This is a genomic window from Megasphaera sp. MJR8396C, from assembly GCF_001546855.1.
Lineage (GTDB): Bacteria > Bacillota > Negativicutes > Veillonellales > Megasphaeraceae > Megasphaera.
Window position 1 is genome coordinate 1 of the sequence record NZ_KQ958195.1, and the last position, 26682, is coordinate 26682.

General features: G+C 48.7%; 26 protein-coding genes. 14 read left to right on the forward strand and 12 right to left on the reverse strand.

Annotated elements, in window-relative coordinates:
* Window positions 1–39: 39 nt before the first annotated feature.
* Entirely contained in the window at window positions 40–840 is an 801-nt protein-coding gene (locus HMPREF3201_RS07090; protein WP_062412391.1) for an MBL fold metallo-hydrolase, read from the reverse strand.
* A 216-nt stretch (window positions 841–1056) separates the two neighbouring features.
* On the opposite strand from HMPREF3201_RS07090, the gene HMPREF3201_RS07095 reads away from it, so the two are divergent.
* The 9 genes from HMPREF3201_RS07095 (at window position 1057) to yfcE (ending at window position 9401) form a co-directional block, all read left to right on the forward strand.
* The gene (locus HMPREF3201_RS07095) at window positions 1057–2103 is read left to right on the forward strand and encodes a galactitol-1-phosphate 5-dehydrogenase (protein ID WP_082709412.1); all 1047 of its coding nucleotides are present in this window, start codon (window positions 1057–1059) and stop codon (window positions 2101–2103) included.
* 46 nt (window positions 2104–2149) lie between these two features.
* A complete protein-coding gene (locus HMPREF3201_RS07100) occupies window positions 2150–4075 on the forward strand; it encodes a BglG family transcription antiterminator (protein WP_062412392.1) in 1926 nt (641 codons plus the stop codon).
* Window positions 4076–4395: 320 nt separating this feature from the next.
* Entirely contained in the window at window positions 4396–4518 is a 123-nt protein-coding gene (locus tag HMPREF3201_RS12045) for a hypothetical protein (RefSeq protein WP_255353905.1), read from the forward strand.
* Between the two features lie 52 nt (window positions 4519–4570).
* A complete protein-coding gene (locus tag HMPREF3201_RS07105; RefSeq protein WP_062412393.1) occupies window positions 4571–5038 on the forward strand; it encodes a PTS sugar transporter subunit IIA in 468 nt (155 codons plus the stop codon).
* Window positions 5039–5094: 56 nt separating this feature from the next.
* Entirely contained in the window at window positions 5095–5373 is a 279-nt protein-coding gene (gatB, locus tag HMPREF3201_RS07110; protein ID WP_154254211.1) for a PTS galactitol transporter subunit IIB, read from the forward strand.
* 21 nt (window positions 5374–5394) lie between these two features.
* Window positions 5395–6747, forward strand: coding sequence for a PTS galactitol transporter subunit IIC (locus HMPREF3201_RS07115; protein ID WP_062412394.1), 1353 nt, complete (start codon window positions 5395–5397; stop codon window positions 6745–6747).
* 38 nt (window positions 6748–6785) lie between these two features.
* Window positions 6786–7643: a tagatose bisphosphate family class II aldolase gene (locus tag HMPREF3201_RS07120; RefSeq protein ID WP_062412395.1), complete on the forward strand. Its 858-nt coding sequence runs from the start codon at window positions 6786–6788 to the stop codon at window positions 7641–7643.
* A 15-nt stretch (window positions 7644–7658) separates the two neighbouring features.
* Window positions 7659–8588: a 1-phosphofructokinase gene (pfkB, locus tag HMPREF3201_RS07125; protein WP_062412396.1), complete on the forward strand. Its 930-nt coding sequence runs from the start codon at window positions 7659–7661 to the stop codon at window positions 8586–8588.
* A 267-nt stretch (window positions 8589–8855) separates the two neighbouring features.
* Complete coding sequence (gene yfcE, locus HMPREF3201_RS07130; protein ID WP_062412397.1) at window positions 8856–9401, forward strand: phosphodiesterase; 546 nt, start codon at window positions 8856–8858, stop codon at window positions 9399–9401.
* Here yfcE and HMPREF3201_RS07135 read toward each other — a convergent pair.
* The 5 genes from HMPREF3201_RS07135 to tnpA form a co-directional block, all read right to left on the reverse strand.
* Window positions 9396–10145, reverse strand: a complete 750-nt coding sequence (locus HMPREF3201_RS07135; RefSeq protein WP_072272042.1) for an aminotransferase class IV — start codon at window positions 10143–10145, stop codon at window positions 9396–9398. The genes yfcE and HMPREF3201_RS07135 overlap by 6 nt on opposite strands.
* Window positions 10129–11517, reverse strand: coding sequence for an aminodeoxychorismate synthase component I (pabB, locus tag HMPREF3201_RS07140; protein WP_062412398.1), 1389 nt, complete (start codon window positions 11515–11517; stop codon window positions 10129–10131). Before pabB ends, HMPREF3201_RS07135 begins: the two co-directional genes overlap by 17 nt.
* Entirely contained in the window at window positions 11510–12100 is a 591-nt protein-coding gene (locus HMPREF3201_RS07145) for an anthranilate synthase component II (RefSeq protein WP_062412399.1), read from the reverse strand. The genes pabB and HMPREF3201_RS07145 overlap by 8 nt, the downstream gene beginning before the upstream one ends.
* 285 nt (window positions 12101–12385) lie before the next feature.
* The gene (locus HMPREF3201_RS07150; RefSeq protein ID WP_072272044.1) at window positions 12386–13498 is read right to left on the reverse strand and encodes an RNA-guided endonuclease TnpB family protein; all 1113 of its coding nucleotides are present in this window, start codon (window positions 13496–13498) and stop codon (window positions 12386–12388) included.
* Window positions 13499–13503: 5 nt separating this feature from the next.
* On the reverse strand, window positions 13504–13899 hold the full coding sequence (tnpA, locus tag HMPREF3201_RS07155; protein ID WP_062412401.1) for an IS200/IS605 family transposase: 396 nt from the start codon (window positions 13897–13899) through the stop codon (window positions 13504–13506).
* A 230-nt stretch (window positions 13900–14129) separates the two neighbouring features.
* Between tnpA and HMPREF3201_RS07160 the strand changes: the two genes are divergently transcribed.
* Complete coding sequence (locus tag HMPREF3201_RS07160; protein ID WP_062412402.1) at window positions 14130–15053, forward strand: carbon-nitrogen hydrolase family protein; 924 nt, start codon at window positions 14130–14132, stop codon at window positions 15051–15053.
* Between the two features lie 143 nt (window positions 15054–15196).
* Here HMPREF3201_RS07160 and HMPREF3201_RS07165 read toward each other — a convergent pair whose 3' ends face one another.
* The gene (locus HMPREF3201_RS07165) at window positions 15197–15862 is read right to left on the reverse strand and encodes an HD domain-containing protein (RefSeq protein ID WP_062412403.1); all 666 of its coding nucleotides are present in this window, start codon (window positions 15860–15862) and stop codon (window positions 15197–15199) included.
* 180 nt (window positions 15863–16042) lie between these two features.
* On the opposite strand from HMPREF3201_RS07165, the gene HMPREF3201_RS07170 reads away from it, so the two are divergent.
* Complete coding sequence (locus tag HMPREF3201_RS07170; RefSeq protein ID WP_062412404.1) at window positions 16043–16573, forward strand: nitroreductase family protein; 531 nt, start codon at window positions 16043–16045, stop codon at window positions 16571–16573.
* A gap of 222 nt (window positions 16574–16795) precedes the next feature.
* Here HMPREF3201_RS07170 and HMPREF3201_RS07175 read toward each other — a convergent pair whose 3' ends face one another.
* Window positions 16796–17755 carry an Abi family protein gene (locus HMPREF3201_RS07175; RefSeq protein ID WP_062412405.1) on the reverse strand — a complete coding sequence of 320 codons (960 nt, stop codon included), beginning with the start codon at window positions 17753–17755 and terminating at the stop codon, window positions 16796–16798.
* A 398-nt stretch (window positions 17756–18153) separates the two neighbouring features.
* Window positions 18154–19266 (reverse strand): tyrosine-type recombinase/integrase, encoded by a 1113-nt coding sequence (locus HMPREF3201_RS07180; RefSeq protein ID WP_062412406.1) that lies wholly within the window; start codon window positions 19264–19266, stop codon window positions 18154–18156.
* A 305-nt stretch (window positions 19267–19571) separates the two neighbouring features.
* On the opposite strand from HMPREF3201_RS07180, the gene HMPREF3201_RS07185 reads away from it, so the two are divergent.
* Both HMPREF3201_RS07185 and HMPREF3201_RS07190 read left to right on the forward strand, forming a co-directional pair.
* Window positions 19572–20126: an HD domain-containing protein gene (locus tag HMPREF3201_RS07185; protein ID WP_062412407.1), complete on the forward strand. Its 555-nt coding sequence runs from the start codon at window positions 19572–19574 to the stop codon at window positions 20124–20126.
* A gap of 4 nt (window positions 20127–20130) precedes the next feature.
* Entirely contained in the window at window positions 20131–20472 is a 342-nt protein-coding gene (locus tag HMPREF3201_RS07190; RefSeq protein ID WP_062412408.1) for an arsenate reductase family protein, read from the forward strand.
* 100 nt (window positions 20473–20572) lie between these two features.
* Here the strand turns inward: HMPREF3201_RS07190 and HMPREF3201_RS07195 are convergent, their stop codons facing one another.
* Window positions 20573–21352: a zinc ribbon domain-containing protein gene (locus tag HMPREF3201_RS07195; protein WP_172980547.1), complete on the reverse strand. Its 780-nt coding sequence runs from the start codon at window positions 21350–21352 to the stop codon at window positions 20573–20575.
* Window positions 21353–22606: 1254 nt separating this feature from the next.
* On the opposite strand from HMPREF3201_RS07195, the gene HMPREF3201_RS07200 reads away from it, so the two are divergent.
* Window positions 22607–23179 carry a helix-turn-helix domain-containing protein gene (locus HMPREF3201_RS07200; protein WP_062412410.1) on the forward strand — a complete coding sequence of 191 codons (573 nt, stop codon included), beginning with the start codon at window positions 22607–22609 and terminating at the stop codon, window positions 23177–23179.
* 93 nt (window positions 23180–23272) lie between these two features.
* On the opposite strand, the gene HMPREF3201_RS07205 is transcribed toward HMPREF3201_RS07200, so the two are convergent.
* Window positions 23273–24178, reverse strand: a complete 906-nt coding sequence (locus HMPREF3201_RS07205) for a glycyl-radical enzyme activating protein (protein ID WP_072272045.1) — start codon at window positions 24176–24178, stop codon at window positions 23273–23275.
* Window positions 24165–26528, reverse strand: a complete 2364-nt coding sequence (locus tag HMPREF3201_RS07210) for a glycyl radical protein (RefSeq protein WP_062412412.1) — start codon at window positions 26526–26528, stop codon at window positions 24165–24167. The genes HMPREF3201_RS07205 and HMPREF3201_RS07210 overlap by 14 nt, the downstream gene beginning before the upstream one ends.
* Window positions 26529–26682: the final 154 nt, after the last annotated feature.

The window sequence follows — 26682 nt, forward strand, 5'->3', positions numbered from 1 at the left end:
AACCACCAGTTAAACTGGTGGTTTTGATTCGTCTATGCTTTATAAATCGGTGAAGAGCGTCAGGTCGTCGGGGATGTAGAGGTTGCCGTCGTAATACTTCCGACCTTCCTCGCTGTAGCGGGCCTTTCGATGGGCCAAATCGCTGTCTTCCGTATGGTAGAGGATGACGTTCTGGACGTCCAGGCGCTGGGCCAGTTCACAGGCGTCTTTGACGGTGGAATGATTTTTTTCGTAGGGGTGGAAAATGGCTTCGTCGGCATCGAGGCAGAAGGCTTCGTGAAGGAGCCACTTGCTGCCCTTGACGTAGTCTTCTTCCCAGGGCTGGCACGGTTCGTCGCCGCAGCAGGTCAGGCGGCCGTCGGCAAGTTCCATGGCAAAGCCGAACTGTTTGGCCTTGGTCGAGCGGATGTCGAAGAAGGTGACGTCATGGCCGATGAGGGTGTGCTTGTCGCCGTCTTCGACAATGATCAGATGGAGCTTGTCATCGAGGTAGCGGCTGTCCTTGGAAGAGAGGAGGGACGTCGCCATGGAGCGCAGGAGGCCGATGACTTCGTCGTGGGCGTAGATCGTGGCTTCGCCGTCGTAGGTGCCGCGCCGCCAGGACTGGCACATCATGCGCATGAGCCAGATGATACCCAGGAGATGGTCGATGTGCTTGTGAGTGACAAAGACCGTCCGCATATCCTGCCAGCGAAGCTCAGCTTTTTCCAGCTGCTGTAAAAGGCCGTTGCCGCCGCCTCCGTCGACGAGGAGGTATTGGCCCTTTTCTTCTAAGACGAAACAGGTGTTATAGCAATGGGTGACGGTGGCATTGCCCGTTCCTAAGATAGTAAGATTCATAACAAGCTCCCTTCTAATCAAAAAGTACCGTATTAATATAACAAATTTCGCCGGGTGTGTAAATGGTTACATGCTTATAAGGCCCGGCATTTTTACCGGTGCGGCTAAAAATTTCCGTGGTGAGGGAAATTTATCATCTATGATGAAAGTCGTCATATTGCTATACTAAAACTGCAATGAATATGAATCTTTTTTCTCTGTAAAGGAGTGGCAATTATGACAATGATGAAAGCACTGGTTGTAGAAGGACCGAAAGAATTTGTTTATCAGGAAATTCCCGTACCGGCATTGAAAGCCGACGAAGTATTGGTAAAAGTAAGAGCCTGCGGCATCTGCGGGTCCGACGTACCCCGCGTCCGTGACGGCGGCGTCCATTCGTTCCCCCAGATCGTCGGCCATGAATTTTCCGGCGACGTTGTCGAAGTCGGAAGCGCCGTTAACCCCGATTTGAAGGGCCTCCGGGCTGCTGTAGCTCCCTTGGTTCCCTGCGGTCACTGCGACAACTGTGCCAAAGGCCGCCCGGCCATGTGTACGGAATATTCCTTCATCGGCTCCCGTCAGCCCGGCGCCATGGCCGAATACGTCGCCGTTCCGGCCAAGAACCTCGTTCCCATTGACGATGAAGTCACGTACGAACAGGCGGCCTGCATCGAACCGATCACCGTCGCCATCCACGGCGTCGAACGGGCCGGGGAACTCATCAGCGGCTCGTCGGCCATCGTCTACGGCTGCGGTACCATCGGGATTTTGACCATGCAGGTCCTGAAAGCCAAGGGCATCGAACGGGTCTACGTCATCGACATCAACCAGGCTAAACTCGATTTGGCCAAAAAGCTCGGCGCCTATGAAATCATCAATTCCCAGACGACGGATGTTCCAGCCTACTTCAAGGAACACGGCCTGGTCGACTACGCCTTTGAAACGGCAGGGGTCAACTTCCTACAGGCGCAGCTGCCGGATCTGGTGAAAAAGACCGGTACCATCGTCTACATCGGTACCGTTCCTCGCGACGTCTCCTTCAAGGCCTCGACCTTTGAACAGATCCTGCGCGGCGAACTGACCGTCACCGGTTCGTGGATGAGCTACTCGTCTCCGTTCCCGGGCGGCGAATGGCGCGGCGCTGCCGAATACTTGAAGTCGGGCAAGATCGTCGTCGACGACATCGTAACCCACCGCTTCCCCTTGTCGGCAGGCTACGAAGCCTTTGAAGCCTTGTTCGACCCGGCCAATAATGCCTTAAAAGTCATGTACGTCATGGACTAAATAGACTATAATGAAAAGAAGTACGTAGTGAAAGAGGTGTATTGTCATGGCAAGCCAGCGTCAGCGGCAGATTATCGAGTTGTTACAATCCCATAAAACCGGACTGAGCGGCAATGATTTATCGAATTTTCTCGGCGTCTCTTCGCGGACGATCCGGACCGACATCAAGGCCCTCGAGGGGGAACTCCGGGCCTATGGCGCGGCCATCCATGCCAATACACGAAACGGGTATTCCTTAGAAATCACCGATGAAGCTGCCTTTGCGGCCTTTACCGGCGAGGCGTCGAAGGGCGGGATGGAGTCGGCGGAAAACCGCGTCGATGCCATCATCCGGGCCTTCTTCATTTCGACCCTGCAAAATACGTCGCTGACCCAGCAGCAATTGGCCGACAGCCTGTTCGTCAGCCTGTCGACCCTAAAGAGCGACCTGAAGGAAGCCCGGGAGCGACTGGCCGAGTATGGCCTTACCATCGGGACCTATAAGACCGAAGGCATGCGCCTTGAAGGCGATGAAGGGCAGATCCGCAACTTCATCTCTCAGTATAACTTCCTCCAGACCAGCGACTCCGGTCAGGTGGCCTATTTCCAGCGCCTCTTTCCCGATATCGACATTCCCCAGCTTCTGGACGTCATCATCTGTGTCAGCGATTCCTATCAGCTGCATCTGACCGACATGGCCATCCACAATTTGGTCGTCCACACGGCCATTGCCATCGGCAGGGCCCAGCAGGGGAATACCATGATGTACACCCTGCGCCAGACGAAGAATCTGGAGAAGACCCGGGAATTTGAAGTGGCGACGTCTATGTTCGAAGAGATCTTTCGCAAGACCGGTATCGACGTGGCGTCCGGTGAAATCTATTATCTGGCCCAGCACCTCATGGCTAGCAAGAAGTACATCGACGGCGGCGAAGGAGCCGATCAGAAGATGCAGGCCTTGGTCATGAAGATCATCCAGGTCATCGATGAACACGTCAACATCGACTTTTCCCAGGATCAGGTCCTCGTCGAATGGTTGTCGGTCCACTTGCAGACGGCCATTCCCCGCATGAAGTTCCAAATGAATATCCGTAACGACGTTTTGGAAGTGGTGAAATCGGAATATCCCCTGGCCTTCCAGATTGCCGTCATCGCCAGCAGCGTCATCGAGCAGGAAGAAAAGGTCAGCGTCAATGAAAATGAAATCGGCTACATCGCCATCCATTTCGGCGCGGCCTTAAACCGCATCGACATCAAAAACGACATGGTCATTCGCCGGGCCCTCATCGTCTGCGCCAGCGGCATGGGGACGGCCCTGCTCATAAAAACGCGGCTCGAAGCTTATTTCAAGGACCGCATCATCATCGTCGGCACCGTGCCGGGCTATACCCTGACGGAGGAACAGATCGATTCCGTCGACATGATCTTGACGACCATTCCCTTGCCGCAATTCCAGTCGGACCGCATCATTCCCATCCATCACCTTCTGGACAATCAGGAGCTGCAGCAGTTGGAACAGCGGTTCTATCTCATGCCTCACGGCATTCAGGGCGAAATCACCAGCTTTTTCAAGGCCGACTGTTTCTACACCGACCGTCACTTTGACGACCGCCAGTCGATTTTGAACTTCCTGACCGATCAGCTCAAGGAAAAGGGACTCATGAACGAGGCCGAAAAGGCTTCCGTCTTTGAAAGGGAAGAGGCATCGCCGACGGAAATCGGCAACCTCGTGGCCATACCCCATCCCATCTACGGCGACCCGCCGGAATCGCGAATCGCCATCCTCATCCTCGACAAGCCCATCGTCTGGGAAAAAGAACGGGTCCAGCTCGTCTTTTTACTGAGCATCGCCAAGGACCAGATCGCCTCGTGGCAGTCCATCTTCCTCAAACTCTTTACGTACCTCGTAAAAAACGACGGCGTCAAAGAAATGCTCCGGGAACCGAACTACGCTGCCTTCATCCGGAATTTCACCAATCAATTTAATCAGTAACTTATACGAAAGCCTGTTCCTCCTGCCTGTTATCGGTGGGGGAGCAGGCTTTTTTGCATGGCCGGGCTTTTTATTTCCACACTTTAATGTCAGTATGTCAGAGGGGGCGTATGACGTCAAGAAAGGATACAGCGGCAATATGGGAAGAAAATAGGATAGGAAATAGAGGGAGGCCTGTGATTTACGGCAGCAAAAAAAGACGTTTCCTGCCTCACACCACATCAGGGTGCGAAAAATGAGGAAACGTCTTTTGATATTGTCAGTATACCAGATGTGTTGTAGGGCGTCAAGGATACAGCGGCAGTCCCCAGAACCTCGTCATGGCACTTTCCTGTGCGGAAGCGCAGTTCATTTCCGCTATCTCGGAAAGGCGGCGGAAATGGCGTTTTTATTTCCGCTATAAGTGGAAATTGGCCGTCTATGCTCAGGGGGGATTCATCTGATACACTATAGTCAAGAAATGAGAAATGAGTTAAGTCAAAGGAGGAGTTATCCATGGAACTGACAAAGCTGCTCGATAGAGAGCACATTTTTCTGGATACTCGGGTACAGTCCGATAAAGATGCCATACACCGTTTAGGCGAGGTATTGAAGCAAAGCGGGTACATCAATGATAAGTACATCGATGCCGTACTGTCCCGGGAAGATGAATTTCCGACAGGGCTGCAGTTATCGCAGCAGGGGATTGCCATTCCCCACGCGACGCCGGAAGGGAATGTCGCTGAAAACGGCATTGCCGTCTGTCGCTTGACGGAACCGGTTTACTTCCACAGTATGGAAGATGCCGACGATACGGTTCCCGTTTCTATGATTTTTATGCTGGCCCTTAAAGATGCCAATGAGCACATCGACATGCTGCAAAAGCTGTTCACCATGTTCCAACAAGAAGAACAGGTTGAAAAACTGCTCACGGCGTCGACGGCCGACGATTTCCAGCACGCCTTTTTATCTGCTTTACAGTAATTTTTGAATCGATTTTATATCCTATTAATTTTCTTATGAAAGGTTGGTCATCTATTATGAAAAAAGTTATCGTAGCCTGCGGCGGTGCCGTAGCCACTTCTACTGTTGCTGCTAATGCCATTCGTGAACTCTGTGCAGCTCACAACATCCCCGTTGAAATCCTTCAGATCCGCATCAATGAAATCGAAAACCAGCTCGACGGCGTCGACCTCATCGTCACCACCATGCGCGTCAAGAAAGACTTCGGTAAGCCTTACGTCAACGGCATGCCCTTCCTCAGCGGTGTCCGCGTCGAAGAAACGGAACAGAAGATTTTAGATGTCTTGCAAAACTAAGAAACAGAGGAGTGAATATAGATGGATTTCATTTTGAATGGTGTACAATTCTTCGTAAGCTTAGGGCCAGCCGTTATGCTGCCTATCGTCATCTTCATCGTCGGCCTCATCTTAGGCCAGTCTGCCGGTAAGGCCCTGCGCTCGGGCATTTCCATCGGTATCGGCTTCATCGGCATCGGCCTGGTCATCAGCCTGATGCTGGACAACCTGGCCCCGGCAGCCCAGGCCATGTCGGCTAACTTCGGTATCTCCATGAACCTCATCGATGTCGGCTGGCCCGGCATGTCGCCCATTACCTGGGCCAGTCAGATCGCCTTGGTCGCCATTCCCGTGGCCATCGCCGTCAACATCCTGATGTTGGCCTTGAAACTGACCCGCGTCGTCAATATCGATATCTGGAACATCTGGCACTTTACCTTCACCGGTGCCATCGTCAACATCGCCACCGGCAGCTATGTCCTGGGCATCGTCGCCGTCGCCATCCACGCAGCCTACGCCTTTAAGATGGGCGACTGGTTCATCCCGGTTACGGAAGATTATTTCGGCCTCGAAGGCATTGCTATCCCGCACGGCTCGACGTCCTGGTTCGGCCCGGTCGCCGTTCCTATCAACTGGCTCCTCGACCGCATTCCGGTCATCAAGGACATCGACATCAACCTGACTCACATTGAAAAAGTCATGGGCCACTTCGGCGATCCGTCGGTCATGGGTGGTATCATGGGCGTCATCATCGGCATCTTAGCCGGTTACGATATCCGCGGTATCCTGACCCTGGGCATTCAGATGGCTGCCGTCATCGTCCTCATGCCGCAAGTCGTAAAGCACATCATGAACGGCCTGCTGCCTATTTCGGAAGTCGCTAAGGCCAAGCTTCAGAAACGTTTTGCTCACTCGAATTTCTATATCGGTCTCGACTGCGCCCTGCTTCTCGGCGATCCGGCTGTTGTCACGGCATCCTTGCTGTTCATCCCGCTGACAATCCTCATCGCAGCCATCGTTCCGGGCAACCAGATCCTGCCCTTCGGTGACTTGCCGACTATCGGCTTCTTCATCGCCATGGCCGTCGGCGTCCATAAAGGCAACCTCTTCCGGACGGTCATCTCCGGCTCGGTCATCATGTTCATGACCATTTGGATTGCCAACCAGACCATTGCCCTGCAGACGACCCTGGCAGCCCACGGCGGCATGCTGAAAAATGGCGCGTCCCAAATTGCAGCCCTCGACCAGGGCGGCGCACCGATTACCTACATTTTGGAACAGGCCATGAACCTGACCGATTTAAAAGGTTTCCTGATCATCGGTATCTTCTACGTCTTCTGCCTGGTATTCACTTACTTCTGGCACAAGAAGGAAATGGCCAAACTGGCTGAATAATTTGATATCACTATATTCCCATAAAGGAGTGTTAATTCATGAACACCATTCTTTCTACGAGACAGATGCTGCTCGACGCACAGGCTCAGCACTACGCCGTACCGGCTTTTAATATTCACAACATGGAAACATTGCAAGTCGTCGTAGAAGTCGCCGAAAAGATGCATTCGCCGGTCATCCTGGCCGGTACGCCGTCGACGATTCGCTACGCCGGCCCCGCCTATATCGTAGCCATGGCCCAAGTTGCTGCTAAGCAGACGACGATTCCCATCGCCATCCACCTCGACCATCACGAAGATTTTGACGCTATTAAAACCTCTATCGACCTCGGCTTCCGGTCGGCCATGATCGACGCCTCCCGCGATCCTTACGATGAAAACGTTGCCCGCGTCAAGGAAGTCGTCGATTACGCCCACCATCGCGACGCCACGGTAGAAGCGGAACTTGGCAAACTCATCGGCCAGGAAGACGACCTCACGGTCAGTGAAGCCGACGGCGCTTATACCGATCCCGACACGGCAGCTGATTTTGTTGAAAAGACGGGCATCGACTCCTTAGCCATCGCCATCGGCACGGCTCACGGCCTCTATAAAGGCGAACCGCACCTCGACTTCGACCGCCTCAAAGCCATTCGCGAACGCGTATCGACTCCCTTGGTTCTCCACGGCGCATCGGACGTACCGGACGAATTGGTACAGAAAGCCATTTCCATGGGCATCTGCAAAGTCAACATCGCAACGGACCTCAAGATTCCCTTCTCCGACGCCGTCAAGCACTACTTCCAGGACAACCCCAAGGCCAACGACCCGCGCCAGTACATGACGCCCGGCAAAGAAGCCATGGCTGCCATCGTAGCTCACAAGATCGACGTCTGCGGCAGTGCCAATCGTTATTAAAAGGGGTGACGGTCGATGATACTCGTAGTCAATCTAAATCCGTCACTGGATAAAATTTATACCCTCGACGATCTTCCTTACGGGGAAGCGAGCCGAGCCAAGACCGTTCAAAATACGGCTGGCGGCAAGGGGACGCACGTGGCCAACGTCATTACGGCCCTGGGCCATCCCTGCACGGTCGTCGGGTTCCTCGGAGGCTATGTCGGCCAGTATATCCGCCACGTCTTAGATGAACGTCACATCGTCCACTGTTGTACGACCATCGAGGGAGAAACGCGGTCGTGCATCAACATGGCGACGCCCGACGGCAAACAGACGGAAGTCTTAGAGCCGGGACCGACCATCACAGAAGGGGAGAAGAACGAATTTCTCGCTCAGTATGATTTTGAATTAAAACGTAGTGATTTAGTTGTAGCCTCAGGGAGTCTCCCCAAGGGACTGGGCGATGACTTTTACGGCGAGCTCATCCGCCGGGCGAAAGAACAGGGCAAACCCTTTCTCCTCGATACCAGCGGCTCGGCGCTAATCCAAGGCTTGGAATCGGTGCCGTACTTCATCAAGCCCAACGAATCGGAAGTCGAAGTCCTGACCGGCCATAAACTGACCGATTTTGAAGAAGCCGTCCAAACCCTGCACGAACTCGAAGGGAGAGGCGTTGCCATGCCGACCATTTCCTTAGGCAAGAAAGGGGCTCTCTTGGCCCACGAAGGCAAGGTTTATCGGGCCGTACCGCCGACGGTCGACAAGGTCATCAATGCCGTCGGTTCCGGAGATTCCTTCGTCGCAGGTTTAGCTACGGCCTTAGATCGGGGCGCATCGCCGGAAGAAGCCCTTCGCCTGGCTGCTGCCTGCGGAACGGCCAACGTCTTAGAAGCAGAAAGCGGCGTCGTCGATCCGGAAAAGGTCGCTGCCATTCAACAAGAAGTGCAAATTACGCAGTTATAAAAAAATAGTGAAACAGCATTCGCTGTACTACACAGGGCTTTCGATAATATCAAGTTATCGGAAGCCTTGTTTATAATATTATAAGGACCTTCCTCATCTTCCGGAAACGGTCCTCCCTTGCAGTTTCCCCTAAAAATCCGTATACTAAAGACACGCACAAAAAAAGAAACGCAATCAGGGAATAGACCGTCTTTCAAAGGTCCCCGGTTTGCGTTAGGATAGGTTTACGACATGACGCGTGCCGACAGGGCACAGGGAGGTATAATTATGAAATATTTCATCGCTTCAGATATTCACGGCTCGGCCTATTACTGCCGCCGTCTCCTCGAGGCTTATGAACGGGAAGGGGCTGACCGATTGGTCCTCCTCGGCGACATCCTCTATCACGGACCGCGCAACGACCTTCCCAAGGACTATAATCCGAAAGACGTCTTTGCCATGCTCAACGAAAAGAAGGATGCCATCCTCTGCGTCCGCGGCAACTGCGACAGCGAAGTCGATCAGATGGTCCTGGAATTTCCCATCATGGCGCCGTATGCCATCCTGACTCAGGGAAGCCTCGTCGTCTATGCAACTCACGGCGACCATTATAACACCCACCGCCTGCCGCCCCTTCAAAAGGGCGACATCCTGCTCCACGGCCACACCCACCTGCCGGTTTGGGAACCCTTTGGACAGGACAATTATTACCTCAATCCCGGTTCGGCGTCCCTTCCGAAAGACGGCAATCCTCACAGCTACCTCGTCTGGGAAGATCAGACCTTTACCTGGAAAGACATGGACGGCAAGGCCTTCCACGAACTGACTTTATAAGGAGCCGGGAAAAGGGCGCAGCCTGTCTTTTTGGTACTGTTGGAATAGGGCCGCCGTCTGGGTCGTCTCCGATACGGGAAAAGTCTGAGAACCAAACTGACGGACGGCCATGATGCCCATGAGGGAATTAGTAATAAAACACTCGTCGAAGCCATCTATTTCATCGGGATAGATGGCTTTTTCGATGACGTCATAGCGATGACAGACGTAGGCGCGGACAATGCCCGGCAAGAGTCCGGCCTCGATGGGCGGCGTATAGAGCTGCCCATTTTTTATGAAGAATAGGTTGCTCACGGCGCCTTCTGTCAATTCACCTTTCGTGTTGCAGAAAATCGGCTCGTCGATGCCAAGCTGAGCGGCTTTACGTTTGGCCACGATGGAATCGCCGTAATTAAAGGTCTTATGGAAGACAAAGGGCGAACTTTCGTTGCGCCGGATGTCCGATAAGGAGAGGACGAATCCCGGACGGGAAGGCATGTCTTCGTAGGGATTTTTTCGCGACGTGAAGGATAGATTGTTATCGGAAGCCAGGATTTTTACGACACCCATACCGGCTCCTTCCCCTTCTATATAAGCGCGAAACTGATCTTTCCAATCAAGGGGAAGGGCGATGCCCAGCCAATGAAGGGCCCGGCGCAGCCTTTGTTCATGGGCTTCGAGCCAAACCGGTTGTCCCTTTACGAGGGACACGGTCTCAAAGGCACCGAGGCCGAATTGATAGCCGTCATCAAAGGTAAGGTTCATAATAGAAGGTGTCTCCTTTCAAGGCCGTGAGCAGGGCCTTGGCCTTTTGCCAGATTTCTTCGTACTCGAAGTCCCGATCCGATTCGGCCGTAATGCCGCCGCCGACACCGATGTAGTACCGATCGCCCTGACGGACGGCCGTGCGGATGACGATGTTGAGGTCGCAGTTTCCGTCGAGGGAGAGATAGCCGACGGTGCCCGTATAGAGCTGACGGCGGCTGGATTCCAGTTCGTCGATGATTTCCATGGCCCGCCTTTTGGGCGCCCCCGTAATGGAACCGCCGGGAAAGAGGGCCGTCAGGGCGTCCATGGCCGTTTGGTCTGGCAGGAGGATGCCAGTGACGCTGGCCACTAAGTGGAAGACCGAGGCATAGTCTTCGACGGAAAATAAGGTCGGGACGGTGACGCTGCCGGGCTGGCAGATTTTATGGAGGTCGTTTCGTTCGAGATCGACGATCATCAAAAGCTCGCTGCGGTCTTTTTGGGATGCCGCCAACTCTTTGCGAAGGACTTCATCTTCCGTCTCTGTCTTGCCTCGCCGCCGCGTGCCCTTGATGGGACGCGTTTCGATATGTCGGCCGTCGATGTGAAGGAGGCGCTCCATGGACGAGCTGATGATCTGGTACGAACCGTACTGCAGGTAAGCGCCAAAGGGCGACGGATTGTCCCGGCGCAGGCGGGAAAAGAAGGTGTACGGCGGGCAGGGACTATCGACGGTCAGGGTACTGGTAAAGTTGGTGACGTAGACGTCGCCGGCCAGCAGGTAGGTCATCAATTTTCGAAGGGCCAGGGCATATTCATCAGGCGTGCAGTCCGGATGGATGGACAGGGGATACGTTTCCGTCAGGGACGATGCCCTGAGGCCGGCCATTTTCCCGGCAATGACATCTTCCATCTTCTTCCAAAGGGTCGGCGCCGCTTCCGTGTGGCCGTTGGCAATGAACCAAAGGGAATGGTCTTTCAGGTCTTCGATGATGAAAAAGTCGTAAAATACCCATTTCATGTCGGCCATGGCGACCTTGGCTTCGTGGCGGGATACCAGTCGCTGACCCTTCATTCCGTAGTCATAGGTGACGTAGCCAATAGCCCCGTCGGTCAAGGGCAGGTCGGTATAATTTTTTTGGTGATGGCGCTCAAGATAGGTCTTGAGATAGGCTTCGGCCGTCCCCGGGTGGTACTTGCCGTCGACGAAGAGGCGCCCCTTTTCGACGCTGACCTCATGATAGGGGACGAGGCCGATGATGGCGTATTGGCCAAGACTATTTTCTAAGGAGGAATCGAGAAAAGCGACGTTCTTTTCTTCGGCAAAGAGGGCAAAAATCTGGCTGGCCGTATAGGGCAGGTCCGAGCGGCGGACATAAGGTTCAGTCATGGCGGCGTCCTCCTTCTTCGGCACGGCAGCAAAAGGCCTGGATTAAGTCCGAGCCGTATTCGGAGAGCAGGGCTTCGGGGTGAAACTGGAGACCAAAGAGGGGCCGCTTTTTGTGCGATAAGGCCATGACGGCGCCGTCGTCACTGATGGCATCGACGCGGTATGTGGGCGGCAGGCTGTTTTTTTGGACGACCAGTGAATGGTAGCGGGTCACGGAAAAGGTTTTGGGAAGGCCTTTGAATAAGCCCCGGCCGTCGTGATGAATGGCCGTCACCTTGCCGTGCATCGGCTTTCTGCCGCGGGTGACGGAAGCCCCGGCAGCGTAGGCCAGAATCTCCATGCCGAGACAAATGCCGAGGATGGGCATCGTATCCCCAAATTCCCGGACAATGGACAGGGACTGCCAGGCGTCGGCAGGCCCCTTCGGACCGGGGGAAATGATGAGTCCGTCAGGCTTCATGGCGGCAATTTCGCCAAGTCCAAGGGCATCGCAGGGGCGGACCTCGACGTCGCGTCCCGTTTCAGCGACCAGGTCAGCCAAATTATACGTGAATGAATCGTGATTATCGACGATGAGATACATAATGCCTCCTTATATCAAAAAATGGATAACGACGGCAGCCCAATAAAGGCACAGTCGTTATCCATAAAGGTCCGTAAACTGCAAGTAAGGGGAATCCCTCGTAATTAGTATACCATAATTCAGCCTCTTTGCCTAAGTTTTTTTGTATAGTGAACGTACTCCCACCTATAGAGGTAGGAGCTTCCTGCTTCTACGAGAACAGCGCTGCAATTCCTAAGAATTTAGCGTCTTACACTCTCTCCACAGGCGTAGATTCCCGTGCGACCCACGGTATATATCTGAAACTCAAGCTAGCGCTATGCGTTTTGTTTCCTCGCGAATGTTTATGGCAGCATTCTTATCGCGATGATGATGCGTGCCGCATTTTGGGCAAGTCCATTCACGGATGGATAAGTTTTTCGTCTTTGCATTCTGATTCCCACAGCTATGACAAATCTGGCTGCTGGGATACCATTTGTCGATTTTGACCAGATGTTTTCCCTGCCAGGCAAGCTTATAGGAAAGCATCTGCACAAAAAGACTCCATCCATTATCGGCTACGGATTTTCCGAAGCTGAATTTACGGCCTTTTTTATGTTTGGCCATCTCCTTGATGGAGATATCTTCGATACCAATAGCATCATAGCGGCTGACAAGAAAGCGGGATTTCTTGTGCAGAAAATCGCGGCGCTGATTCGCCACTTTCTCATGCAGGACAGCGACACGTTTTCTTTGCTTCTCGCGATTTTTACTGTCCTTAGCTCTTCGACTCAGGATTCTTTGCGCTTTAGCCAATTTTTTCTCGGCTTTGCGCAGAAAATCAGGATAAGCAGCATCCGGTTCGTCCGAAGCCACGTAAAGCCCCTTCATAGCAAAATCCAGTCCTAGAAAATGCTTTGGTATTATGGGGAGCACTTGGTTTTCGTACTCGACCAATATACTGATATAGTATTTTCCAGAGGGTGTTTTGCGGATAGTAACGGTCTTTATGGTACTGTTTAGCATGAGTGGACGATGCTGACGAAGTTTCACCCAGCCGACTTTTGGCAGTTTGATCTTGCCATCTTCGATGCGTACGGACCCCTTCTGGTTATTCGTAGAATATGCGAAGCAGCCGCTCTTTCGGGACTTGAAATGCGGCTTGCCAAAATGCTTCGGATTTTTCCAGAAATTATTGTAGGCCCGATTGAGGTTCATCTGAGCATTGGCTAATGCCAGACTGTCCACTTCCTTGAGCCAGGGATATTCCGCCTTATACTGTGCCGGCGTATTGTTCAGCTTTTTGCCTGTCTTTTGGTAATAGTCTAAGCGGTCACCGAGCATCTTATTATAGATGAATCGGACACAGCCGAACGTCTTGGCAAACAGGCTTTCTTGTTCGATTGTCGGATACAGACGATAGCGGTAGGCCCAATTCATGCGATTCACCGTCCTTGCTGTTCGATGTACTTACGGATGATTTCTATAGGAGCACCGCCAGTGGTCAAAAGGCAGAAACTACGCGACCAGAACATCTCTTTCCAGAGCTTTTGACGGACCTCCGAAAAATCCTTTTTGATCAGTCGGGAGCTGGCACTCTTATAGGCGTTGATGAACTTTGACAGTTCCGTATTCGGATGGGCACGAAATAGGATATGCACGTGATCTTGGTCATGATTCCATTCTTCCAAGGTGATATGATAAGAAGCACCGATTCTCACAAAAATATCCTTTGCAAACCGACTCATGGCTTCGGAAAATACCTTGCGTCGATATTTCACGACTAAGACCAAATGGTAATGGAGTAAGAATACTGAATGATTGTTATTGTCTAATTCCATAATATATCACCGACTTATTCCTTATACGACTGATTATATCATAGAATGACCCTGCGGCCAATCTGTCTGTCTCAATTACTTGCGTGAACTCTCCAGACCCGCGTTCATCCCCCACCTTTAAGTGGTAGCGGACTTTTCGCGGAGAGGTTAAAACAGGCTGTACGAGGAGTGTCATTTCAAGTATACTAAAAGAAAACACATCAAAAGAAAAACGGAAATGAGGGATACCCATGCGAATCTTAGAACCTACCTTACGGGCGGCCATTGCCCAGTCGTCACCGGTCATGTTTAACAAAGAGGCGACGCTGAAAAAAGTCGTCTCCCAAATCGAAGAAGCCGGCCGAAACGGCGCCGCGCTCATCGTCTTTCCCGAATCACTGGTGCCGTGTTACCCTTACGGCCTGACCTTTGGCTTTACCGTCGGCAGCCGCTCCGAAGCTGAACGGGCCGATTGGCAGCGCTACTACGAACAATCCGTCGTCGTCAGCCGTGACCTGGCCCCGGTGGCCGCAGCCGCCAAGGCTTTTGGCATCTACGTCAGCCTGGGCATTACCGAGCGGGATGAAACGACGTATTCTCTCTATTGCAGCAACGTCATCTTTGAGCCCGACGGTACCTTAGCCGCCCATCACCGGAAGATCAAGCCAACGGGCGCTGAACGCTACATCTGGGCCGATTCCCATCAGCCGTCGACGTATTTTCCCATCGTCCAGACGCCGTGGGGGCCCATGGGATCCCTCATCTGCTGGGAAAATTACATGCCACTGGCCCGAACCGCTCTCTATCAAAAAGGTGTCAGCCTTTACTTAGCGCCCAACACCAACGACAATCCCGAATGGCAGGATACGATCAAGCACATCGCCATCGAAGGCCACTGCTACGTCTTTAACGTCGACCAGTATTTTACCAAGGACATGTACCCGACGGACTTAGTGGAAACGGGCGCCGTCGACAAACTGAATGCCGCCACCTGCCGCGGCGGCAGCTGCATCATCGATCCCTGCGGCCATTACGTCACCGAGCCCGTTTGGGATAAAGAAGCCATCATCTACGCCGACCTCGATATGAATCAAGTCACCCTGCGCCACATGGAATTCGACGCGGCCGGCCATTACAGCCGCCCGGATATCCTCGAACTCATCGTTCACGAATAAGGAAAAATCAGGCAATCGTAAGATTTTTTAGCCATAATAAAACGCCGTTAAACAAGCGCTATCCTCGTTTAACGGCGTTTTCCATAAGCGCCCGATATCCGACAGCAAGGGAGGCGGGCATGCCGGTGGGGGGGCTGGGGGATTCAGGCAATTTTACTGCCATTGGCTACTAATTTGAACTGCAGGCCTAATACTTTGGCGGCCCGTTTGCACATGAGCATACGCTGCATGAAGATTTCAAAGTAATCCATGAGCGAGCAGATCGATTCGTCGAGCTCGATTTCGAGGCGGATGACGTTCTTGTGGCGGTCGATGTGGAGCTTTGACGAAAGGGCGGCATAATTGACGCGGTCGTGCTTGTCGAAGGTTTCGGGAACCTTGTTGCGCACGCGGTTGCGGCGGACGTCGCTCTTATCGGCCAGAATAAGGGCTGCCGAAATGGGATCAAAGGCGACGCCGCTGTGCTCGTCATGCTGGCCGATGGCCGAAATGATGGCGGCAATATCTTCCGGCGGAGCGCCCCAGTCGCGGAGGAACTGGAAGGCCATGAGGGCTCCGGTATGGGCGTGGTCGACGCGATTGATGCTGTTGCCGATATCGTGCATGTAGCCGGCAATCCGGGCCAACTCGACGGTATGTTCGTCGTAGCCCAATTTTTTCAAGATGCGTCCGGCCGTGACGGCGACTTTGGCCGTGTGTTTCTGCGAGTGGTCGGTATAACCGAGGGCGTCGAGCACTTTGTTGCCCTGTTCCAAATAGATGCTCAGTTCCTTGGCATGGGTGATATTTTCATAGGTCAGTTTTTTCATGCAATCCTTCCTTTGCTCTTTCTTGTCTTATCTTTTAGCATACCAAAGCACTGTATATATTGCGTAAAGTTCTGATAAAAAGTCAGCCTTATTTTGAAAGGGAATATTTTTACCATTTTCCTTTGTGAAGGCCCGGCGCCGGGAGTATAATAAGAGTATATTTGAAAGGGGGATTTTTATATGAACGAAGTTATGAAAGCACTCTTAGAACGACGCACCATCCGTCAGTATGAAGACAAAGCCGTTCCGGCGGAACTCATTGAACAGATTGTCGAAGCCGGCCTCTATGCACCGTCCAGCATGGGCAAGCAGAATTCCAAGATCGTCGTCATCACCGACAAAGAACTGATCCATGAATTATCCGTCGTGAACAACGAAATCGGCGGCTGGGCCGAAGGCAACGATCCTTTCTACGGCGCCCCCGTTGTCCTCCTGGTCCTGGGATATACCGGCCTTGGGAAACAAAAATACGACGGCAGCGTCGTCATGGAAAACCTCATGCTGGCCGCTCATTCCCTGGGCCTTGGCAGCTGCTGGGTCCACCGGGCTAAAGAAGAACTGGAAAAGCCCGTAGGAAAGAAAATCTTCGACAAAATCGGCCTCTCGGCAGACGAATGGGAAGGCATCGGCAACTGCATCATCGGCTATCCCAAAGGAGAAGCGCCGAAAGCCGCTGCTCGTAAAGAAGACCGGGTCTACCACATCGACTAATAAGAAGGCAATACGAGTGTCCATAGCAAACAAAAAGGAAAGCGACATATATCGCTTTCCTTTTTGTTCGTTAATGATTGCGTTTGCAACCTTAATCGTGCTGGTTATTTCAGCTCGCTAACCTTAATTCTATTTTAGCACATTTTTTAGAAAAAAGGAAGGTAGCATAAGACTATCCTTATTCGGTATTTATCGACGAATTATTATGCCTTGTACAGGTTTTTAATGCTTAATTTTAACTGTTCTTTTATGCCAATCTTTTGGGAAACCGAGTTTTGCAAGAATTTCATTATAATCAATTGTCTCCATTCGGTTCTGTAACTTATTACATTCTTTGCGTATTGTATTATGTACAACACCATATTCATTTTTACTCAAAAAACATTGAAGCGAAAGGAAAACAGAATACACTGTATTTCGCTGCATACCAGAACGAATATTATATTGAGCATGTAATGGTTCCCAATATTTGCTGTCACGGCGACAGGTAAAACCTAACAGTCTATTATTGTGAGCGCATATATTTCTGACATCGTTTATATTCTCAATAAAGCTATGCATCACTTCTGGCGAAAATGGAATGGTCAAAACGGAAGCTGGCAGGTGATCCTGGATAAAACTCATCATGTCTTTAGCCACTGCATTTTGGACAGATAGCGTAGACTTCGAAAACATATATTTCAATTCTCCAAAATCTAGATAATTAGCTAATACCCATATGGGGACGTCGTGATGCTGGTTAACGTAATGCGCGATACTGCTATCTTTGTGCTTTTTATAATATTCAATTTTTTTAGCTAGTCGAGAAATCGTCGAAATAGCTTCCACGGCCTTCTCTTTATCATAACAGTTGATATTTAAATAAGCATAGGGAATATTGGCATTAGCTTCTGCAAAACGATGCGCAAAAATAGCTGTAAAATGAGTCTCTACGGTAAGAATAGCCCGAAGTAAGGCTTGCTTTACTTCTCGTTCAAACACATATAAACGAGAAATCTCATCAAAACTGGTTCCACCCGCATACTGATCACCATTCCGAGGAAAATAGTTTGCATAGCCATTGATAATGTTATAATAATTTTGAGTTAATAAATATCTCTTTGCTTTATTTATATCATCTATTTTTAATTTTCGGTCTACGAGTATCTGAATCTGTTCATCGATGGTCTTAAATTCCTTCAAAAAAAAAGGCCTCCTTCCATATAATGGAGAAGGCCTTTCCTTCGCACTGGTCCCCGTAGAGATTACAGCACTCTCTGTGTGTCCCCATTATAAGCTATAAAACGGTAAAAGTCAATATGATGTAACTATTGTAGTAAGAAGATACGTCTGTTTCGTAAATAACTGCTTATATGTGTTTATGTTATTTTAAAATATCATTTTGTTATAAAGTTTATTTATTAATCATTTTGATATTGTATCCTGGAATTTTTTTATAAAGATTTTATCCTTAAAAGGAAGGGAAGAAATTAATATTATTTCAGTATATGCCTATATTTTCCGATAAGTATTAATTATCGGAAAATCAAGTATTATTCACTATAAAAGACTTTCTTGCCGCCATCATTTCCGCCCATATTTTATAAAATGGCATCGAGCTTTTTCATGGCTTCTTTATTGCGTTTATCCGTAATCGTATCGTAGATGTTAGCCGTCGTAGCAATGGAGGAATGGCCCAGGCGCTTGGAAACGTAGTCCAATTCGATGTTGTTTTCCAGCATCATCGTGGCGTGGGTATGACGGAAGGAATGGAAGCTGCCGTTGTGAAATTCTTTTTTGCACCACATGTTGAAATAGCGCATGTCGTTGCTGGTCATGGAGCGGCCATCCTGACGGGTGCAGACGAAGTCGTTTTCCCGATAGTCACTGCCATAGAGACGGCGATTTTTGGCCTGCTGCTCTTTATGGCGAACGAGGGCCTTGTATAAGGTTTCATTAAAGGGGATGGTCCGCAGAGATGACTTTGTCTTCGGCGTCGCCTTACAGACCGGCGTTCCCGTCTTGTCGTACAAGGTACTGTCAACGGAAATAGTGCGATTTTCCATGTCTATATGGGACCACTGCAGGGCCAGACATTCGCCGACGCGAAGGCCGGTACAGTAGGCAATCATGCAGGGGGCGTAATATTTATGCCCTAAGGGGAAGGTCTGAAAGATGTGATTCAGTTGATGACGGGAAAAGATGAATGGCTTTTTCCGGGGAATGTCGAACTTCGGCATCTTGACGTTAGCCATAGGATTGCTGTCGATATACTGGCGGTTGGACACGGCCCAGCGCATGCCGTCGTTGAATACCGTGAAAATCGTCTTGACTGTCGATCGGGAATAGCCTTTTTGCTTCAGCAGATTGAGCCAATCCTGTATTTCCGCCGTCGTCAATTCCGACAGTTCATAACTGCCGAAACGGGCGCCGATATGCCATTTGATGACCCCATTATAGGCGTCGTACGTATTGGGACCGAGATTGATTTCAACGTCCTTTTCCAGCCATTCCAAGAAGAAGGGCATGACCTCCATGGCCGGTTCCGCATCGTGTTCCGGATCGTCGAGGGCGGCCATGGCCTGGCGATAGGCTTTGGCGGCTTGGGCGTAGGTCGTACCGCCGACTCGTTCGACTCGTTTGCGGCCAGAACCGTCGGCTGCCGGATATTCGATTGTATAATACCATTTCTTACCGCGTTTGCGCAGATACACGTCGCACCGCCTCCTTTATTTGTATTGTACACTAATAACCGGGGAGACGCAACAAATGTTCCCATCCTATTTGCCCGTATAAGGAAAGATAGACTCATGCGACGTATAATCTGTCGAAAAATCACGAAAAAGGCTTATAAAGGGAAATAGGGCTTATTTATCTAAAAAGAGAGTAAATAGAAACAAACGTTCTCTGAATAAACCAAAGCCTTCGCTAAACATATGTTCTAAATACAAAAATCGCCGGATGTAGTACAATACATAATGAATCTATCGTTCCCAAAGGGGAACAGAAAGGCCGAACCATGCCCCCCTTAATTACTACCTATACCGGAAAGCATTTTGACATCACGAATATGGATCCCGCGGCCATTGGTATCGAAGACATTGCCCACGCCTTGTCCCTCATCTGTCGCGGCAACGGTCACGTCCGGACCTTTTATTCCGTCGGCCAGCATTGTCTGCAGTGCGCCTATGAAACGGAAGCCCGCGGCGGATCAGCGCGTCTCATCGTGGCAGCGCTCTTACACGACAGTACCGAATGCTACATGTCTGACGTACCGCGGCCCTTAAAAGCCGTCATGCCCGGGTATTCCGAGACCGAAACAGCCTTGCTGAACCTCATTTATGAAAAGTACCTCGGCAGCTCTTTGACGGATGAAGAAACGGCGTATCTCAAAGGCATCGACAACGATTTCCTGTGGTACGACCTGACCTACTTGCTGGATGACAGACCCGATGGCAAGGCACCGACCGTCCATATCACGCCTGATTATACCGTCCAGCCCTTTGCTGACGTCGAGGAAGAATACCTGGCCTTGTTCCGCCGTTATGCCCAATCGATTTCGAAAGGAGAATAATTCGATGAATATACAAATCTTCGGCACGACAAAGTGCTTCGATACAAAAAAAGCCCTGCGCTATTTTAAAGAACGGAAGATCCCGGTCCAATTCGTCAATCTGAAAGAAAAAGGCCTGAGCAAAGGCGAATACAACAAAGTCAAACAAGCCGTCGGCGGCCTCGACGCCATGATCGACACCCACTGTAAGGACCAAGACACCTTGGCCCTGATCCAATACGCCGTAGACAGCGAAAAAGACGCCAAGATCTTAGAAAACCAACAAGTCTTAAAAACGCCCATCGTAAGAAACGGCGCCAAAGCCACCGTAGGCTACGAGCCGGATGTTTGGAAGACTTGGGACTGATAATCCTGCCCCTCAACGATGAACGATTAGGCAAGACATACAATAGGCCTCAACAGCGAGATATGCGCTATTGAGGCCTTGTTATCGTAAAAAATTATGTTCACACTTGGATATCTGTTTGTTTGGTATCGGCTGTTACGGGATCACTCCAGGAAGAATTCCATGACGTACCGTTGGTATAGTGGATTTCAGCTAATTCAACGTGAAATTTTCGTCCATTGTCAAGGCCATGGAGCGTCCAGTGATAACTCTCAGACGACAGTCCTCGAGGTTCGATAGTATGCTGACTCATAAGTACGGTAAAAGGATCGCCATAACCAAATTCAGTAACCTCTTGGCCAAAGTTATCTCTAGCTGACAGACGAACCTTAAAACCGTCAATGGTCTTATCGCTTTCGTTTTGTATCTGAATATAAGCGACAGGTTCTCCAATCACATTTTTATCGACTTCAAAGTTGGCGATAGAGGCCGGGGCTGGTAATTTGACTGGTTTTTGTTCTTTTGCCTGTGCCGGTGCTTGTTTCTCTTCCTGTTTTACCGAATCTGATTGCTGCTGTTCTTCTTTTTCAAGGTTGTTGAAGCCGTCGTACAGATTTACCCCTATAATACAAATAATGACGGCTGCGATAAAACGGTTCCAAGTCCGTACCCGTTGTTTCTTATCGTCAGAAGGCCATAGTTTCCGTACTTTTGACATAATTGGGGAAGACGGCTGCTGAGGCGGCTCATCTGGCTGAATATCATGTTTCTTCGACGCTCTTGAAGGACGAACAGTCGCCCCGCAATAGGGGCAAAACTTAGCATCATCCTGAATCTTTTTACCACACTGAGTACAAAACATCGTATCGCTTCCTTTTTTTGAATGGACGAACATTTCCATTCCCTCAAGAAATACAGCACAGAGATCCATTTTATCCTGCAATTTGTTCTAAATAGACTGGTTACTATATCAAGACCAAGGGAACACTACCTATAATTTAACATACTAGTCATGAAATATCAATAAATATTGTACAATAATGATATATTAAGTACATCTATTCAGAACGAAGCATGAAAGGGATATATGCTAGAAGTTCTCCTTTCATGAAAGGCCTATTATTATATTCTCAATATTATTATCAATAATAGTAGGAGAGAAGAAGGCACTATCCCAAAAAGATTCGTAACTTAGCCGGATAAATCACGGCATAAACCAGGTTTCTAGTGCCAATCAGCTAATGGCGCCGTATATAGTTATAAAACGCCACATACAGCTGAATACGGATTTTGGCAGCCCGGATTCAATCCATAGATTTAGACCCAGCCATATGTACATGTATCTAAATCCAGCCCGACGGCTGTATGGATCTATATAAGGCTTATAAGGATATCTGGTAAAGTCAGGTACAAGAACCAGTAGTGACGAAATAAAATCACGAGGGATAAGTCGGGAGTGCCGGATAAAAAAGAGCTGCTGCATGTACATAATGTATCATTAACATAAAATAGAACCTCAGATCCGGGCCTGGGACGGGGGTAGGAAAAAACATGCAATTACTTCCGATAACGTTAAATTATCGTAAGTAATGAAATAATGAAAAATCAGGACATTTCAGCTAAATCTCATCCGCCGCATATCTAAGCCATTTATCCCTTATCATCCATCATAATTGACATTATAAAATCGGACTGTCTCCCCAATATTTTTATTCAATATGGGAAGTTTTAGATCTCATTGTGGGAAGTTTTGTGGGAAATTTGAAAACCAATTGTGGGAAGTTTGTGGGAAGCTAAAAACGCCGTCATAACCTAGTCTGCGGCGGCTTTTTTAGTACCTCGTTCTAATTACTGTTTCACATGGCTGCCATTGTTTGACGATATCCATCGCTCTGTCGGATTTACTTCTTTGGACATCGTGTGTATGCTGCAGCTTCCCATCGATCGACTTGATCACTGGCACTAATTCGGCTTTTTCCACCTAATGTCGTCCCTTGCCGAATCTGATTTTCATCGAATGTCATAACGATAACATTTTTCAGCAATGATTTTCTTCGCCATCTTATGTCATAACCTGGTTGCCTAGACTATTTTACACACCTGGAATTTACGTTTATAATAAAAATGTGCCGCTATGTAACTGAAGGAGATGCCAATGAAAAAAACTATATTATCAGAAGAAGATCCTGCAAAAGAAATCGGAAAAACTTTAAAGAAGATTCGTTTTGACCGTGAACTGACCTTAGATAACGTCTCTATGATGACCGGTGTCAGTAAAACGATGTTAGGACAAATAGAACGTGGGACTTCTGTTCCTACCGTATCGGTCTTATGGAAAATCGCAAAGGGACTCCAAGTATCGTTATCTACATTATTAAATGAACAACCGGTTCAATACAAAGCGGTAAACATTCTAAATGATTTACAGCCTGTATATGATGAAGATAACAAGATGGTTTTATATAATGTGTTTCCTTTTAATCCTTTGAACGGGTTTGAATATTTTTATATCATATTAAAACCGGGAGCGAATCATGAATCTGCCCCACATCGCAGTGTTACCGAAGAATACATCGTGGTTACGGAAGGCACCTTAACATTACAGGTAGAACAGCACACCTTTACGTTAGAAGCACCTGCTAAAATAAACTTTCATGCCAGTGTACATCATGCTTATATTAATAACACGGATCAGGATGTAATATTCCAAAATATTATGAAATATTAAAAGTTTTTGAAGTGAAAACATATGAACTGCCACAAAAACCCGAAAGCTAAGTTACTTAACTTTCGGGTTTTGATAATTCCAACGCCAAATCTTTTATTTGAAAGAAACGATATGGACGCCTTCTTCTTCAATAATTTCATGTAAGTGTTGTAATTCTTCTTCACTCGGCGTTCGAAATAAATCACTAGAATAAGGCATGCCTAATTGATAATGTTTGTCTTCACCATAGCGATGATATGGCAGTAATTCCATGCAGGGATCCTTTAGATATTTTTTTACAAACCGTGCCGTTTCCCGAATATTATCATCATCGCCATTAATCCCCATAATGGTAGGAACTCTTACAACGATTCCCTTTCTTTCCTTACCCAAAGCAGCAATATTATTCAGAATACGCCGATTGTCTATGCCGGTAAAGGCAGCGTGTTTTTCACTATCTATCAGTTTTATATCCATAAATAATAAATCGATTTTATCCAGTGTAGGTTTTAACCGTTTCAAGTCAAAATGCCCGCTTGTTTCCATGGCCTGATTTAATCCCATATCATATACCTGATTCACTAAATCAGCTAAAAATTCCGGCTGGGCTGTGCATTCGCCGCCTGAATACGTCACGCCGCCGCCTGAATTATGGAAAAACAGCATTTGCGTTTCTAATTTATTCAGAATTTCATCAACTGTCATTTCTGTAACTGTATTTTTGCGGGCCTTTTCTAAACAAACATCGACACATTGACCACAGCCATTACACTTAACACGTTCTGAAGGATCATTGAGATTCATGCCAACACGTACAGGACAGACACGGGTGCATCGGCCGCAATGGATGCACCGTGATTGAAGATACATGATTTGGTTTTGTCCTGTATACCCTTCTGGATTTGCACACCATAAACACCGTAAGGGGCAACCGGCAAAGAAGACAATCGTCCGTATTCCTTCACCGTCATTGACAGAGTAATTTTGCAGCTGCAGTATGCGTCCCTTAGAATGAATCATGGACGGAGCGGCGAATAATGGAATCCTGCAGGCGTTTAGACAGATGTACAAACTGTGTACTATATCCAGCGACACGTACCAATAAATCCTTATAATTTTCAGGATGTTTCTGAGCATCCAATAAAGTTTCCGTAGATAGCGTATTAAACTGAATATGGAAGGCTCCCAGATCAAAGAAAGACTGGACAACGGCAGCCAAATTACTGCGTCCCCGCTTGGTTGCGACTAAATCATGGCTGAGCCGCATGTTCAGTAAGGTACCACCAGAATGAATATCCTGATTCATCTTGGCACAAGATTTCATAGCTGCCAGCGGTGTAGCTGTATCGGTTCCACCAACAGGCGAAATTCCTTCAGAAATAGGTTCCGTTGCTTTACGCCCACAAGCCGATGCACCTAATACCCTACCGGTAGGAATAAAGTTCGAAATGCCCATAAAAGCCGTCGTAAATGGATGACCATAAAAATCTTTATACTTCACCGTTTCTTCGTAATAATGATTTTCAATCCTTTTGGCTATATCATCGACATAATCATCATCATTACCGTACTTCGGGCAAGCTTGTGCTCTTTTACGGAGTTCTTCATAGCCGTCCCAGTTGTTGTCGCAAGCCTCTAACAGGTCCTGTAATGTGCAGACATGGTCATCAAACACCAGTTTCTTTATAGCCGCTAAGCTATTCGCAGATTCAGCTAACCCAATCCCAGTCAGTACAGGTCCAATATTGTATTTCGCGCCGCCATCAACTAAATCCTTACCTGATTGCAGGCATTCTTCAGAAAGGGCTGAAAAATAAGGCCGGGGAATATATTCCTTTTGAATTTTCTGAGCCAAAATAGACGATTCTACGGCCACCGCAATCAGATTATCAAACTGTTTATAATAAGCATCTGCCAATTCATCATAAGTCTTAAAATCACGACCCATGGCTAATCCCATTTGTTTCCCCGTTAACCGGCTTTTCCCGCAATTGGTGGCGTATTCAAGGGCCGCGCTAAAATTAACGTTGGCTGTACTCGTCCATTCGAAGGTCTTTCTAAAATGAGGAACGACACAACCACAGTTATTCCAATCACGCGCATCTTCCGTTTCATACCCTAAATTTTTTAACATCATATAGCCGGTCTTATCGCTATGAATCGCGGGAAACCCCGTTCCCTGTGCGACCAACTCCATGACGGCATCCACAAAGCGGCGCGGGCTGTCGTGGGAAATACGGACAGACAAACCAGGTTGATGGGTTTTTACTTCGCTCGTCGCTTTGAGTGCTAAATAACTTAACTCATTTGTCGCATCTTTTCCGTCTCGATCACTGCCGCCTACGGTCAAATTCTGAAACTGGTTATAGCCTGCAAAGAAATCAGCGGTATTCGCGGAAATCGTCCAAACCCATTCAGACAGCTTAAGCCAATAGCATTCCATTAATTCCAAAATGCTGTCATCATCATGAAGCCGGTGTTCTATATCATACTTGTAATACGGATACATGTATTGATCGAATCGTCCCGGATTCAGAGAAAGGGGATTTTCCATAATGATTCCGCCCCACTGATAAAACCAAATCATTTGCAAGGCTTCTTGAAATGTGGTAGGAGGCTGGGCTGGAATTTTATCGCAAATTTCCGCCATCTGCAACAATTCCTGTTTACGTACAGAATCCGTTTCGTGTTCCGCTAATTTTCTCGCTTCTTCCGCATAGCGTTGGCCAAGCGTAATCATCCCTTCGCCACAAAGGATAACCGCTCGATAAAAGTTTCTTCTTTCCATGCCGGTAGGAGACGTTAACTCAACATCCTGCAACTTATTTTTACATTCATCAATGATTCCCTGCCAGCCTTTAAGGAACAAGCCATCCTCATAATCCGGCGTAATTTCACCAACAGACTGCCTCCACTTCGAATCGGTATCTACAATCCCAGTATCAACGCCCACTTTTGCCGTTTCATCCGGAATCTGAGCCAAGAACGCTTCTTCGACAGATTTCCCCTTCCAATATGGGAATATATGGTTACGCACATATTCTCGCTGCTCTGGCGTCATTTTATACGGATCCTGTTCACGGGTTGAAAAAGTATCCATTTCTTTATCGACCCAGGTCCAAGAAAATTCCGGAGTTAAAATACCACATTTCCGAAATTCTCCAATCGCGCCTACAATTAATTCGCCTTCAAAGATATATACGCCTAATTGTTCACAAACCGCTTTAAAGGCCTTTGCTCTGCGAATAATCGCTGCCTGGCCCTCTGTCTTTTTATAGGATTCTGTCCAAATCCGTGCTCTTTCATACGAAATAGAAGGCATATCATTCACATAGGCATCTTTCGCTTTCTGAATCCGTTCCGTCAACATATCAATCCCACCTTAGCACTAAAAAACAACTTTTATGCGTTATAACGTACGAACTATTTTCTATATTATAACACTATTTCAAAAGAAGAAAAAGATATAAGACGTTAATACTTTATATATTTTAGATGGCCTTACTTATCTTTAATATTTTATA

Coding starts and splice junctions, on each gene's coding strand:
- HMPREF3201_RS07090 (WP_062412391.1), bottom strand. CDS start 840: ATGAATCTTACTATCTTAGGAACGGGCAATGCCACCGTCACCCATTGC.
- HMPREF3201_RS07095 (WP_082709412.1), top strand. CDS start 1,057: ATGACAATGATGAAAGCACTGGTTGTAGAAGGACCGAAAGAATTTGTT.
- HMPREF3201_RS07100 (WP_062412392.1), top strand. CDS start 2,150: ATGGCAAGCCAGCGTCAGCGGCAGATTATCGAGTTGTTACAATCCCAT.
- HMPREF3201_RS12045 (WP_255353905.1), top strand. CDS start 4,396: ATGGCACTTTCCTGTGCGGAAGCGCAGTTCATTTCCGCTATCTCGGAA.
- HMPREF3201_RS07105 (WP_062412393.1), top strand. CDS start 4,571: ATGGAACTGACAAAGCTGCTCGATAGAGAGCACATTTTTCTGGATACT.
- gatB (WP_154254211.1), top strand. CDS start 5,095: ATGAAAAAAGTTATCGTAGCCTGCGGCGGTGCCGTAGCCACTTCTACT.
- HMPREF3201_RS07115 (WP_062412394.1), top strand. CDS start 5,395: ATGGATTTCATTTTGAATGGTGTACAATTCTTCGTAAGCTTAGGGCCA.
- HMPREF3201_RS07120 (WP_062412395.1), top strand. CDS start 6,786: ATGAACACCATTCTTTCTACGAGACAGATGCTGCTCGACGCACAGGCT.
- pfkB (WP_062412396.1), top strand. CDS start 7,659: ATGATACTCGTAGTCAATCTAAATCCGTCACTGGATAAAATTTATACC.
- yfcE (WP_062412397.1), top strand. CDS start 8,856: ATGAAATATTTCATCGCTTCAGATATTCACGGCTCGGCCTATTACTGC.
- HMPREF3201_RS07135 (WP_072272042.1), bottom strand. CDS start 10,145: ATGAACCTTACCTTTGATGACGGCTATCAATTCGGCCTCGGTGCCTTT.
- pabB (WP_062412398.1), bottom strand. CDS start 11,517: ATGACTGAACCTTATGTCCGCCGCTCGGACCTGCCCTATACGGCCAGC.
- HMPREF3201_RS07145 (WP_062412399.1), bottom strand. CDS start 12,100: ATGTATCTCATCGTCGATAATCACGATTCATTCACGTATAATTTGGCT.
- HMPREF3201_RS07150 (WP_072272044.1), bottom strand. CDS start 13,498: ATGAATTGGGCCTACCGCTATCGTCTGTATCCGACAATCGAACAAGAA.
- tnpA (WP_062412401.1), bottom strand. CDS start 13,899: ATGGAATTAGACAATAACAATCATTCAGTATTCTTACTCCATTACCAT.
- HMPREF3201_RS07160 (WP_062412402.1), top strand. CDS start 14,130: ATGCGAATCTTAGAACCTACCTTACGGGCGGCCATTGCCCAGTCGTCA.
- HMPREF3201_RS07165 (WP_062412403.1), bottom strand. CDS start 15,862: ATGAAAAAACTGACCTATGAAAATATCACCCATGCCAAGGAACTGAGC.
- HMPREF3201_RS07170 (WP_062412404.1), top strand. CDS start 16,043: ATGAACGAAGTTATGAAAGCACTCTTAGAACGACGCACCATCCGTCAG.
- HMPREF3201_RS07185 (WP_062412407.1), top strand. CDS start 19,572: ATGCCCCCCTTAATTACTACCTATACCGGAAAGCATTTTGACATCACG.
- HMPREF3201_RS07190 (WP_062412408.1), top strand. CDS start 20,131: ATGAATATACAAATCTTCGGCACGACAAAGTGCTTCGATACAAAAAAA.
- HMPREF3201_RS07195 (WP_172980547.1), bottom strand. CDS start 21,352: ATGGAAATGTTCGTCCATTCAAAAAAAGGAAGCGATACGATGTTTTGT.
- HMPREF3201_RS07200 (WP_062412410.1), top strand. CDS start 22,607: ATGAAAAAAACTATATTATCAGAAGAAGATCCTGCAAAAGAAATCGGA.
- HMPREF3201_RS07205 (WP_072272045.1), bottom strand. CDS start 24,178: ATGATTCATTCTAAGGGACGCATACTGCAGCTGCAAAATTACTCTGTC.
- HMPREF3201_RS07210 (WP_062412412.1), bottom strand. CDS start 26,528: ATGTTGACGGAACGGATTCAGAAAGCGAAAGATGCCTATGTGAATGAT.